The following is a 12,921-nucleotide window of genomic DNA, read 5'->3' as shown; positions in this document are numbered from 1 at the left end:
ATGAAACGACATATAAAATTAGTATTTATTTTACCCATGCTTTATTTGGTGATGGCAGCCTGTAATGAGGATTTTTTGGAGCCCCAACCCTTGTCCTTCTTTACCACTGAAAATGTATTTGTGGACCGGGCAGGTTATGAGGCGGTTTTGGTGACCATGAGGAAAGATCTTACCCGCGAGCAAACGGCTCAGAAGAACTTCATGGCCCATCAGTGGGCAGCCTCAGAAGCAGGTGTGCCTTGGCTGCAGATGGATTTTACAGCCCTGACCCCCAACTCGGACAGGTACCAGCAATTTGTTACCCAGATCAATGACATCTTTGAAATGGTGAAAAATGCCAATGTGGTCATCACCAGGATTGATGATCTGGAATGGGTAGATGAGGCAGATCGAAATGAAGTCTTGGCGGAAGCTTATTGGCACCGGTCTTATTGGTATTACAGATTGATTGGGAATTATGGTGATTTACCCTTTTTAAAAGAAGAGGTACGTGGCGTCAGGCTGGATTTCCAGACCCATAGCAGATGGGCCATTCTGGATCAGATTCAGTCTGATATGGAATTTGCCGTGCAACACATGCCTGTATCTGCTGCACCAGGTATTCCAACCAAAGGGGCAGGTGATCATTTGTTGACCAAAATTTACCTGGCCAATATGGAATTTGACAAAGCCATTGAAGCAGCTACCAGAGTGATTGACGGACCTTATTCCCTGATGACGGAGAGGTTTGGGGTGGAAGCGGATGATCCGGCCAAAAATGTGATATGGGATCTTCACCGGCATGCCAACAAAAATATGGGACAGAATACAGAGAACATATTGGCCTTTGTTGACAGATGGGAAGCCCCACCGACGGCAAGGACCCCAGGTCTATTTACTATGAGAGTTTATCATTGTGCCTTTTACCAAGCCTTTGTTAAAGACAAAGACGGTAATCCCGGAACAGTCGACAGTGGTCCCATGTACGATTCCCTGGGACGGGGAAACCCTGATGTGGCTTTAAGCGATTGGCACAGTTATACCATTTGGGAAGAGGGAAATTTTGATTATACGAATACACCTGATTTGAGAAGGGCCGACATCAACTGGTTTGACAGAGAGGAAGTTTATTATAACAATCCTGCCTCCTCCCAATACAGGGAACCTATCGAAAGGGACCAAATGGACATTCCGTCTGAATATTGGGCCAGGATATATCCTATGCCGTTTTATAAAACCTATTCTCCAAATGCTCCGGATCAAACCAGTATTCCCATGGGAAGCAATGGTGACTGGTACATCTTTAGGTTGGCAGAAACCTACCTTCTAAGGGCCGAAGCTTATTATTGGAATGGTGACCAGGCCAGTGCTGCCATGGACCTCAATACCGTAAGGGAAAGGGCCAATGCACCTGCCATAAGCCCGGGGGATGTCACCATCGATTTTATATTTGATGAAAGAGCAAGGGAGTTGTTTGCTGAGGAACCCAGGCAAAATGAACTTAACCGGGTATCCTACATCATGGCCGCAAGGAATGAAGGCGGATATAATCTTGAAACCCTTCATGAAAACAATTATTATTATGACCGGGTAAGAAACCTAAACGATTTTTATGACAGGAGTGATCAAATCATCCTTTTGGGCCAAAGGCCAAGGATCATGCCTTACCATTTTCAGTGGCCCATAGACGACGATATGGTTAATTCCAATACCCTGGGAAGGATCAATCAGAACCTGGGTTACACCGGATCATCTAATAATGTTCCTCCATTAGAAGTGGTGGAGTAATTGTTTTGGTCCGCTAAGTACTTCCCCCACTGCTGTTAATCATTTGGTTACGCAGGCAGTGGGGGAATTTTACAAATTTCAAATAGCACCATAGTTTCATCGACCCTTTTTAGGTACCTAAAACACCTGTAGAAAATGAAAAAGATGCCCTCTTTATTTACGCTTTACTTTATTTGGTCCCTGGGTATGTTGGTAAGCAGTAACAACGCCTTTTCCAGGCAGGATCATTCAGGATGGAAAGCAAGCGTGTCGAAAGTAGACATAACCCCTTATGAATCCATGTGGATGGCGGGATACGCTTCCAGGGACCATCCCTCCGAAGGAGTAAGACATGCCATTTGGGCTAAAGCCCTTATATTGGAAGATGGCTCTGGAAACAGGGCAGTTATGGTGACTACAGACCTGGTGGGTATCCGCCAGAAATTGTCCCGGCAGATTCGTGACCGGCTGATGAGTCAATACGGGCTGTCCAAAGATCAGGTCATACTCAACAGTTCGCATACCCATACCGGTCCCGAAACCGATTACGACAGGTATCAATTCCAATTGGATAAGTCAGAATTGGATAAAATCAAAAGATATGCTGAAGATCTGGAGAATAAAATTCTGGACTTGGTGGGCAATACCATGAAATCGCTTAGCCCGGTTCAATTTTATGCTGAGAATGGGCTGACCCGGTTTCAGGTAAACCGAAGAAATAATAATGAAGCCAGTTTAAACCATCAAACTGATTTGAATGGACCTAATGATTATGCTGTCCCGGTCATAAAAGTGACTGACGATAAGGGAAAAATGATCGCCCTACTATTTGGATATGCTTGTCATCCCACCGTATTGTCTGACTATCAAATCTCGGGTGACTATGCTGGGTTTGCGCAATTAGAATTGGAGAAGTACTTTCCAGGAACCATTGCCCTTTTCTTTCAGGGAGCTGGTGCTGACCAGAATCCCTTACCCCGGCGTTCTGTTGCCCTGGCCCAACAATATGGGAAAGAATTGGCCGCTGCTGTGGAAAGGGTGCTAGGGGAGGAAATGACTCCTTTGGAGGGGGAGTTATCTACTGCTTATTCTGAAATTGACCTTACTTTTGCCAGGCCTACACCAAGCAGAGAGGAGTTGGTGCACATTACTGGGGAGGCTTCTGATTATCCCGAATACCTGAAACAAAATGCAAAGGTTTTAATTGCCAAACTGGATAGCGGAGAATCCCTAATTACTTCCTACCCCTATCCGGTTCAGGCGTGGAAATTAGGTGATCAGGCCATTTTTTCTTTTGGTGGGGAGTTGTTGATCGGGTATTCCATTGCATTAAAGAAGATTTTTGGTCAGGATATTTTTGTGATGGGTTATTCCAATGATGTAATGGCCTATATTCCTACCAGGACCGTGTTAGAGGAGGGGGGGTATGAAGGTACGCGATCCCCTATTTTCACTACGCCCTGGGCGTTTGATATTGAAGATCGGATTATTGGGGAAGCTTTGAAAGTTGCAGAAAAGGTGGGTATCCAGCCCCAGGAAATTTCGGTTAAAAATTAAATATCATTTAAAAAAAACCACATCATGCATACCTGTTTATCTTCTATTTTCTCAATGGTGGCGCTGCTGCTTTTTGGATTTACTGCCGGGCAAGCCAGGGCTGTTGAAAGTCAGTTTACCACGCAATGGAAAGCTGGAGTTTCCAGGATTGACATCACACCGGAAGAGCCTATTTGGCTGGCCGGGTATGGTGGCAGGGATCGTCCTTTTGAAGAGGTAATCCATCCCATTTGGATCAAGGCCCTTGCCCTGGAAGATGCCTCCGGAAAGCAGGCCGTATTGATCACAGCAGACCTTTTGGCCATGCCAAAGGCACTTTCAGACAGGATCAGGGGCGGGTTGCAAGAAAAGCATGGACTAAGCAAGGCACAGATCATTATCAACAGTTCCCATAGTCATTCCGGCCCGGTTTTGGAGAATTCGCTTTCCGATATTTACCCCATTAATGAAGCCCAAAAACTGCAGGTAAGCCGTTATTCGGATGCCCTGGTAGATAAGATGTTTCGATTGGTGGAGGATGCTTTCGCTTCGCTTCAACCAGCGCATTTGTTTGTGGAAAATGGCCTCAGCAGGTTTCAGGTCAATCGCAGAAATAATGTAGAAAATGCATTGGAATCAGTTACTGAATTGAAAGGGCCCAATGATTACGCCGTGCCCGTAATCAAAGTTACCAATCAAACCGGCGATATCCTTGCCATTGCTTTTGGATATGCCTGTCATCCTACGGTGCTTGGGGACTACAGGATTTCAGGGGATTACCCGGGTTTTGCACAGATTGAACTGGAGAAAAATTACCCTGGATCCGTGGCTTTATTTTTTCAGGGCGCAGGGGCAGATCAAAATCCCCTTCCAAGAAGGACGGTATTTCTTGCCCAACAATATGGCAAAAGTTTGGCTGCTGCCGTAGAAAGGGTTTTAAGTGAAGAAATGAGACCGTTGGAGGCAAGTATTCAAACCGCTTATTCCGAAGTAGATCTTGCTCTTGCCAAACCGCCAGCTATGGAATCCCTTTCGAAGTTTATTGCTACTTCTTCGGGCTACCAGAAAAGATGGGCTACCCGAATGAAGGAAGAGAGAAGCAAAGGTTTGGAAACGATGAAATCATATCCTTTTCCTGTTCAGGTATGGAAGTTGGGGGACCAGCCCATAATCACTTTAGGAGGCGAAACCGTCGTAGGATATGCTGTTGAGCTGAAAAAAATTTTTGGACAGCAGCTTTTTGTAATGGGCTATTCCAATGATGTGATGGCTTATATCCCCACTGCAACCATCCTTAGAGAAGGGGGTTATGAGGGTGCTTCTTCCCAAATGGTATATGGCTTGCCCAGTACCTGGGCCTCAAACATAGAAATTGATATCCTGCACGAGTGTATTCGACTCGCCGGGCAGGTGGGGGTTCCCCGGTTAGAAGCTAATTTGATACCTGATTAATTCATTTGAATTTCCATCCTATTTTTACGCAATGAGCAGAAGTAAACCGACCCCTGATCAGAATAAAAATAAATCTGGTAAACATTTGGAAGCAGAAAAATACTTTTCAGGATTCCATCTGGCCCACGACACCTATAATGCCATTACCCGTGCAAGTGATGGCAATATTTATTATATTTTGTCTTCTGAATCCCTGGAAAGAGGTGGCCAATTTTATGTGTATAAGCCCGGTGAGGACAAAATTGAATTTTTAGGTGATCTGACCGAATTGTGTGGAGAGCAGCATTTGAAAGCTGTCCCACAAGGGAAAAGTCACGTAGAATTCTATGAAAGTAAAGGAAAGTTGTATTTCAGCACACATGTGGGTTTTTATGAACTGATAGATGGCATGGACAGGTTGCCTGAAAACCCACCTGCAGGTTATGAAAAATATCCTGGTGGGCATATTTTGTCCTATGACCTGCATACCAAAGAAGTGAATGATTTGCTTTTGGTGCCCGGGGGAGAGGGGGTAGTATCGATGACCATGGACCGTGAAAGAGGGCAAATTTACGGAATTACCTGGCCTACCGGTCGTTTCTTCCATTACGATACCGAAACCCATGCTTTTCATGACCTTGGATTGATTTCAGCACTTGGTGAAGCAGGCAAATCGGGAAAGGATTTCAGAACACTTTGCCGTTCCCTGTTTGTAGACCCCAGAGATGGCAAGGCCTATTTTTCTACTGCTGAAGGGGGGATTTATAGTTATGATTTCCAACAAAAAGCCATAAGTTTGTTGGAGGGGGTGAACCTTCGTTTGGATTATTTTGGCCAGTATGATCCCTGCAGGCCGGGCAGTATGGCTTACAACTGGAGAAAGGTTTTCTGGCATGATGGTGAGAAGGTTGCTTTTGGCGTTCATGGCAATTCCGGCTACTTGTTCCGGTTTGACCCTTTGAAACGGAATATAGAGATCCTGGAAAGGATTGTTTCCGGGCCTTCCCGAAGCAGTGGCATGTTTGACCTATTTAGTTACGGGTATTTGGGTTTTGGCCATTGTGAAGAAAACGATACCATATATTACCTGACCGGAGGTCCTATCTACGAAGATGGTAAATTGGTTCGAGGCCTTGAAAAAATAGCAAAAGGAGCAGCCAAAGGACTGGAAAATTTACATCTTGTTACCTATCAGATTTCCGATCAGCATTATATTGATCACGGCCCTGTATTTTATGCAGACGGAGGCATACCCACCTATGTCAATTCCATCGCCCTGGGAAAAAATGGGTATATTTATACCCTTGCCAGAATGGAACACAATGGAAAAATCATTCAGGATTTAATTAAAATAAAAGATCCACAGGGTTAAATGGAATTAAATGATGGAAACAAAGATAGGTACAATATGGACAAACGGTATAGCCTATTGGTGGTAGGCAGTTCTAATACAGATATGGTGGTGCAGACAGACCATTTTCCCGAACCGGGTGAGACCCTTTTGGGGGGCGATTTTTTCATGAATCCCGGGGGAAAGGGAGCCAACCAGGCTGTAGCTGCGGCAAGGTTGGGTGGTAATGTTGCCTTCATTGCCAAAGTAGGCAGGGACATTTTTGGAAAAGAAACCATAGAAAACCTCCTGAAAGAGGGCATCCATACAGCGGGGATGTCCATGGATGACCATCTTCCCTCCGGAGTCGCACAGATCACTGTAGACAAGAAGGGGGAGAATTGTATTGTGGTGGCCAGCGGTGCCAATATGGCCTTATCGGCGGATGATATAGACCTGCATTTCAGCCTTGTCCAACAGGCTGAAATCATCCTGCTCCAACTTGAAATACCCATGGAGACGGTAAGTCACGTGACGAGGCTTGGTCATGAGGCAGGTAAAAAGATCATACTCAATCCTGCTCCGGCACAAGTCCTTTCCGATGAACTTTATCCCAGGCTTTACGCCATTACGCCCAATGAATCAGAAGCCACCCTGCTGAGTAGAGTACAGGTAAATGATGAATCTTCTGCAGCCCGGGCGGCGATGTTTTTTCACCATCAGGGGGTCAAGGTGGTGGTCATCACTTTAGGTGCCCAGGGGGCATATTTATCTTCAGAGGCATATCAAGGGATCGTTCCGGCACCTGCTGTTGCGGTAGTGGATACGACAGCTGCAGGAGATACTTTTAACGGAGCCTTGGCTGTGGGCATTTCGAAGGGAATGGGTGTCAAAGAAGCGGTTGAATTCGCCAATAGAGCAGCAGCTCTTTCAGTAACCAAAAAAGGAGCCCAATCCTCTGTGCCCAGGCTTTCAGAAATAGCATCTTCTAAATAAACAATTAAACCCAATCCCATGTTTGTCATTGAAACGTATTCCCTGGCCGTAGTTTTCTGTTTTGTGACCATGTTTTGCTGGGGTTCTTGGGCCAATACCCAGAAACTCGCCGCGGATAACTGGCGATTTGAATTGTTTTATTGGGACTATGTAATAGGGATTTTCCTGCTTTCCCTGTTGTTTGGCCTTACCATGGGCAGCACAGGTACAATGGGCCGGCCATTTTTGGAGGACCTCCAGCAAGCCACCTTACCCAATTATTTTAAAGCTTTTGTGGGAGGCGTAATTTTTAACCTGGCCAATATTCTCATCGTAGCGGCTATTGCCATTGCAGGGATGTCTGTATCTTTTCCCATAGGCATTGGGCTGGCGTTGGTCTTGGGTGTGATCATCAATTATATCTCGGAGCAAAAAGGCGATCCGGTATTGCTTTTTCTAGGGGTAGGCCTGGTCACCTCTGCGATTGTCCTGGATGCAATGGCGTACAGGCAAATCAGTAAGGACAGTGCAAAAAATCCTGCCAAAGGGATTAAACTGGCTTTGTTGGGGGGTGTTTTGATGTCTCTGTTTTACTTCTTTGTTCAGCAATCCATGTCTTTGAATTTTAACAGTCCTTTGGCAGGAAAATTCACTCCGTATGCTGCTGTTTTTGTTTTTTCATTAGGCATTTTGATCAGTAATTTTTTGTTCAATACCATTTTAATGAAGCGGCCTATAGAAGGAAGCCCGATTGGCTATGGAGAATACTTCAAGGGCAAATGGTCCATTCATGGTGTAGGAATTTTAGGAGGTATCATCTGGTGTATCGGGATGTCTTTTAGTATCATTGCTTCCGAACAGGCGGGTCCTGCCATTTCCTATGGTTTAGGGCAGGGAGCTACGCTCGTTGCAGCTTTGTGGGGCGTTTTTATATGGAAAGAGTTTAAAGGTGCCTCCCGGAAAGTACATTTCTGGCTGGCGGCCATGTTTGCCTGTTTCATCACCGGTTTGTTATTGATCATTTATGCCGGAGTAGGATAAATTTATTCCTGGTTTAAGGAATAAATTTAATGAAAGGGTTGATTGGTCCTGGTACAAACCTCGCTGGTATCCTGGTCATTTGGAAGTGATAGGATGGCCACAGCCCGCCTTCTCTGATCCGCCCTGCTTCAGGTGTTCAATTTCTTGGTCAACAAAGGCCATCGTACATGGCTTACGGGGAGTAGCAGCTGCTTAAAATTTACCGGTACGGAATTTTCCCTGATCCATGGGTTTGAGGATTATTGCGTTTGCAAAAAAGGGCAATAGTGTCCAGCAAAAACCCTCTGAATGGTGGATTCCGGCCTTGGTTAGCGGTAAAAATCCTGGTTTTCCCTGGTGACAATATCGATGGGCATGTAATAGATTTTATCCACTGGTAATTTGAGGGCAAGGTGATGATATAGGCTCATAAGTCCCTTGTATCCTTGTTCTTCGGGCTTGTGACAAATTAAAAAATCAATCAAGCCATTTTTTAAATAATTTTGATTTTCTTTTGAAAAATCATAACCAACAAGGTGTATCCCGGAAATTTTTCTTGATTCAAGGAACTGAGCTACAGAGAAAACCCTTGAGTTGGTTACGAAAATAACCTCTATGTCCGGATTTTGGACAAAAGCCTTTTCCAGGTTTAAAAATACCGACTTTTTTTCAGTGTTTTTAATTTCCAATTTAACCAATTGGTGATTTACATCATTTTCAAAAAAATAGTTTTTAAAACCCTCTTCAATTTTGGAGTAATTATAACTGCTGCTTTCCTTGGATATGTTGACAAATAAAATCTTGCAGGTACGATGCATTCCGAAAGCACATAGCCGTGCACCGAGGAATCCACTTTCAAAAAGCGGAGGGCCAATATAGGTAAGGCTTTCCTTTACCTCAATATTGCTATCTATAAAGACAAAGGGTATCGCCTTTTCCTGACAATAGTCTATGAATTTAATGGATTCCTGGACAAAAGAGGGAGCCATTAAAACTCCATCATAGCGTTTTCGCTGTTTTATTTTTTCGGCTGACCGAATAAAGGAATTTTTATTGTTCAGGTCAAAGAAAAAAAAATCTACAGAGATGCCATACCGACTGATTTCTTCTGCTGCTCTATTGATTCCCTTGAGCGGCGTATCCCAAAAATCGGTTCTATCTGAGCCTCTTGGAATCAATATAGCAAGGTGATATACCTTTCCTGAAGCCAACCTGCTGGCTAAAATATTAGGCCGGTAATTCAATTCCTCGATGATATCCTCAATTTTGGATTTGGTATTGGCGGATACACCGGAACGGTTATGAAGGACCCTGTCAACGGTAGCAATGGAAACACCAGCCAATCTGGCAATTTCTTTAACCCCTGTCACCTTCCTTTTTTTCTTCATTACTGTTTGAAACTGGTAAATTAAATCAATGTTGTCGTCATTTACTATTTCCGTTTCCGGACAACGTACTAATTTAGAAAATTTAAAACCCTCTTGTTCAGTTTTGGTGGGTTTTTAGATATTTTAAATAATGCCCCTAAAGGGGATAAAGTCAGTAATGGTTAGTTATGGTAGTCTCTATGAAATAGATCGATAAAACAAGTTCCGAAGGAAAATAAAAATAGCTTTCCGAACCATAGATAAAAGTGGCTTAGAACAGGAGGGATAAACAAAATTTCTCGTTTAAGCCAGCTAATAATGAAAGGTCAAAAAATGAATAAAAAAATGAGACAGTTTATAACTACTTCCCATTTTTTACTTTAAGGTGAACGTGAAGAAAAATTTTTTCAACGAACGGGCCCGTGGGGGTAAAATACCGATCAGACCTTGTCGGAGGATTGATTATTATTTGAGCTGGTTACATTCAAAGCCCTCTGAATGCCGGCGGTTGAATGCCATTTGCCCTGATATAAGAAATGGCCGCTCCCCTGTGGTGGGTGGTGTGGTCATCTACCAGGCCTACCATCTGGCGGCGGGTAATTTTACCGGCAAATGAGTCTATTTCTTCATCCATTTCCTGCTGACTGAGAGAAGCAATGGTTTTTTTTCCATAGTTATAGCACTGATTGATGAAGGTGCTCATTTCTTCTTTGGTTTGAGGCTTCGCTTCATGATCAAAGCCCATTTCTTCACCTAATAAAAAGCCCTGGCATATGGAAGCCATGGCACCGCCAATATGCGTGATCTGTTCTTTAAACGACATGGCTGAATCATGGGGCTTGTAATCCAGTAGTTCATTAGGCATGGTTTCTATGGCTTCCAGGGTGAAGGCCCGGCTGCTTTCCCATTTGGCCATAAATTCCTCCATATTGGTCTGGGCATTTGCGCTGATGGCGCCTAACAAGAGAAAAAGAAGGATAAGGGTAAATTTGTAGTTTTTCATTGGTTTTTATTTTAAGGTTTCATTAAAGTTCGGAATAATAAAACTAAAATGCATCATTCTTACTTTAATAAAAGTTAAAAAGTAAGATTTTACCGGACCGGAAAAGGTGGTTTTCATCCGATGGAGAAATTTTTCCTTTTTTCCTTCATTGAGGTTACAATGATTAACTTTGGTACCACTAAAAGATGGTAATTCATGAATAAAGGCAAGGTTTGGACAGACCAGGAAATCCTGGACGAGATTTCCGGAGCCAATCAGATAAACGAAGCAGTCCGGCAAATTTATTTAGGCTATTATGAAATTCTGGAAAATTATGTGTTACAAAATAATGGGAGTGAAGCAGATGCTGCAGATACCATACAAGAGACCATGCTGGTATTTCTGAATCTGATCGAAACCGGTAAATACAGGGAGGAAGCGAGTATCAAGTCTGTTTTGTATGGGATCAACCGAAACTTATGGTTAACAACTTTGAGGAAACGAAAAAGCAGAGAAAACAGGCATGGTATCTATGAAAAGGAACAAGTACAGGTAGATTACGATGTTAGTAAGTCCCTGGCAGAAATAGAAGGATATCAATTGATCATGGCCTTATTTGAAAAACTGGGAGAAAAATGTAAACGTATCCTTACCCTGTTTTATTACGAAGACTTTTCCATGAAAGAGATCGCAGAAGCAGAGGAATTCAGCAGTGAGCAGGTGGTGCGGAATAAGAAATTTAAATGCATGAAGCAATTAACAGATCAACTTGAGGGTAACAGGAATTTATACGAAATGGTAAGAAATGCACTGAAAGATGGAAAATAGGTTTGACGATCAAAAAATATTGGATTACCTGGATGGGGTTTTAGAAGAAGGGGAAAAAAGGCTATTTGAAAATGAATTGGAAAATAATTCCGATCTTCAGGAAAGGCTTGACTTGCTTTTATTCACCATCAATGCAATCAAACTGAAAGGGTATAAGCATACCATCAGGCAGGTACAACAGGATTTTATTCAAGAAAAATTAGAAAATAAGAAGTTTACGCCTTTTGCTACCCCAAAACTTGAAAGGAAAAAAATACCCCTTCTTTTTTGGGGTAAAGTAGCGGCAGCTGTTTCCCTTCTGGTATTGTTTGGATTTATATTTTATTTGTTACGTACAGATGGACCTTCCCTATATGAAGGCAAATATATTTCATACGAAATTGCAACTGAAAGGGGATTTTCTGAGCAGGAAAACCATTTGGAACCGCTCTTCTTACAGGGAGAATTTAGACAAATGTTTCAGGCTATCGCTGCTCGTGATGCCGAGCAGTTAAGTGCAAAGGAGCTGCTATTGTTAGGAAATGCAGCCCTTGAACTAGATTCAGCCACTGCTTCATTGACCTATTTGCGAAAACTGGATGAAAACAATAAAAACTCAGGGACGGATAGTTTTCAGGATGAGGCGGACTTTTTTCTTGCCCTTACCTATTTAAAACTTAAAGATTATCAGGCGGCTTATCAGCTGGTGGATAAAATCAGGTCAGATGAGCGGCATAAATACAGGGGTAATTTCTCTGGTCTTGATCAGCTTAGCATCAGGATAAGAACCCTTTTTTGATATCGGAGGGAGATATTTTTTTACAAACTAATAAGGTATTTTTTTTGCACCTTTTTAAGTCCAACTGGTTACAAATGGCTGTCCGGTTGCAACAAAGAAAAAACTAAACAACTTAATTAACATGAAGAAAACAAAAAATTTATCCAGACTACTGATATTTGCCATAACTGCCTACATGTACACAGCCTGTACTTCAGAAAACGATATGGTACCCGGTACAGGAGAAGGCACAGTGGGAATGCTCTTTAAACTGCAACCTGCTGGTGGGGCGGTGGCTGCCAATGCCAGAGTGGCCAATGCAGGTTTAAGTTTTACAGACGGTTTTATCCAAATCAAGGAACTGGAGTTGGACCTGGAGGGAAACTTTAATCGGGATGGACTTGTCTCCGGCGGCAGTTTCGATGATGATGGAGACGATGATAATGAAAGCGAATGGGAATATGAAGTAAAATTCAATGAAATCAAAAAGGTAGGTTTTGACCAGTTTAATAACGAAACGGATTTTTTTATCAATATTCCTGAGGGCGAATATGAGGAAATTGAAATGGAAATAGATTTGATTGATTACCGGAATGAACCATCCATTCTTTTGAACGGAACCTATACCGATGGGGAAGGAGAGGAAATTCCTTTCAGGTTTGAATTATTCGGTGATGACATCGATTTTGAGGTAGAAATAGAAGCAGATGATGACCGGTATTTTGTGGTGGACAGGGTGAATAATCCCCTCATCCTTTTTGAGCTGGTTCCCGAAAGGTGGTTTTCATCCATCAGTTCTTTGGAATTGGAAAACGCAGACATTGATGACGGATTCATGGTATTCAGTGAAACAAGCAACAGGTCGATTTTCCGGAAAGTTCGAGACAGGATAGCTGCAGATGCTGAGATTGAGATAGAGCTTGATTGATATTAGCTTAATCACTCATAA

At 43.0% G+C, this 12,921-nt stretch carries 11 protein-coding genes; 9 read left to right on the top strand and 2 right to left on the bottom strand.

Going from position 1 to position 12,921, the window contains the following annotated elements:
* The 6 genes from GL182_RS12155 to GL182_RS12130 all read left to right on the top strand — a co-directional run bounded on the left by GL182_RS12155 (position 1) and on the right by GL182_RS12130 (position 8,059).
* Positions 1 to 1,767: a RagB/SusD family nutrient uptake outer membrane protein gene (locus GL182_RS12155; RefSeq protein ID WP_163379950.1), complete on the top strand. Its 1,767-nt coding sequence runs from the start codon at positions 1 to 3 to the stop codon at positions 1,765 to 1,767.
* A 135-nt stretch (positions 1,768 to 1,902) separates the two neighbouring features.
* On the top strand, positions 1,903 to 3,303 hold the full coding sequence (locus tag GL182_RS12150; RefSeq protein WP_163379949.1) for a neutral/alkaline non-lysosomal ceramidase N-terminal domain-containing protein: 1,401 nt from the start codon (positions 1,903 to 1,905) through the stop codon (positions 3,301 to 3,303).
* 24 nt (positions 3,304 to 3,327) lie between these two features.
* Positions 3,328 to 4,734 carry a neutral/alkaline non-lysosomal ceramidase N-terminal domain-containing protein gene (locus GL182_RS12145; RefSeq protein ID WP_240469804.1) on the top strand — a complete coding sequence of 469 codons (1,407 nt, stop codon included), beginning with the start codon at positions 3,328 to 3,330 and terminating at the stop codon, positions 4,732 to 4,734.
* A gap of 85 nt (positions 4,735 to 4,819) precedes the next feature.
* Positions 4,820 to 6,085, top strand: coding sequence for a hypothetical protein (locus tag GL182_RS12140; protein WP_240469803.1), 1,266 nt, complete (start codon positions 4,820 to 4,822; stop codon positions 6,083 to 6,085).
* A complete protein-coding gene (gene rbsK / locus GL182_RS12135; RefSeq protein WP_240469802.1) occupies positions 6,086 to 7,039 on the top strand; it encodes a ribokinase in 954 nt (317 codons plus the stop codon). It abuts the gene before it with no gap.
* An 18-nt stretch (positions 7,040 to 7,057) separates the two neighbouring features.
* The gene (locus GL182_RS12130) at positions 7,058 to 8,059 is read left to right on the top strand and encodes a GRP family sugar transporter (RefSeq protein ID WP_163379947.1); all 1,002 of its coding nucleotides are present in this window, start codon (positions 7,058 to 7,060) and stop codon (positions 8,057 to 8,059) included.
* Between the two features lie 308 nt (positions 8,060 to 8,367).
* Here GL182_RS12130 and GL182_RS12125 read toward each other — a convergent pair whose 3' ends face one another.
* Both GL182_RS12125 and GL182_RS12120 read right to left on the bottom strand, forming a co-directional pair.
* Entirely contained in the window at positions 8,368 to 9,426 is a 1,059-nt protein-coding gene (locus GL182_RS12125; RefSeq protein ID WP_163379946.1) for a LacI family DNA-binding transcriptional regulator, read from the bottom strand.
* A gap of 463 nt (positions 9,427 to 9,889) precedes the next feature.
* Positions 9,890 to 10,408, bottom strand: a complete 519-nt coding sequence (locus GL182_RS12120; RefSeq protein ID WP_163379945.1) for a DinB family protein — start codon at positions 10,406 to 10,408, stop codon at positions 9,890 to 9,892.
* A 195-nt stretch (positions 10,409 to 10,603) separates the two neighbouring features.
* Here GL182_RS12120 and GL182_RS12115 point away from each other — a divergent pair, with 195 nt between their 5' ends.
* The 3 genes from GL182_RS12115 (at position 10,604) to GL182_RS12105 (ending at position 12,900) form a co-directional block, all read left to right on the top strand.
* Positions 10,604 to 11,215, top strand: a complete 612-nt coding sequence (locus GL182_RS12115) for an RNA polymerase sigma factor (protein ID WP_163379944.1) — start codon at positions 10,604 to 10,606, stop codon at positions 11,213 to 11,215.
* Complete coding sequence (locus tag GL182_RS12110; protein WP_163379943.1) at positions 11,205 to 11,993, top strand: tetratricopeptide repeat protein; 789 nt, start codon at positions 11,205 to 11,207, stop codon at positions 11,991 to 11,993. Before GL182_RS12115 ends, GL182_RS12110 begins: the two co-directional genes overlap by 11 nt.
* Positions 11,994 to 12,114: 121 nt before the next feature.
* Positions 12,115 to 12,900 carry a hypothetical protein gene (locus tag GL182_RS12105; protein WP_163379942.1) on the top strand — a complete coding sequence of 262 codons (786 nt, stop codon included), beginning with the start codon at positions 12,115 to 12,117 and terminating at the stop codon, positions 12,898 to 12,900.
* Positions 12,901 to 12,921 lie beyond the last annotated feature (21 nt).

The organism is Cyclobacterium sp. SYSU L10401, assembly GCF_010993705.1.
GTDB lineage: Bacteria > Bacteroidota > Bacteroidia > Cytophagales > Cyclobacteriaceae > Cyclobacterium.
This window is presented reverse-complemented; position numbering and strand designations above follow the sequence as displayed.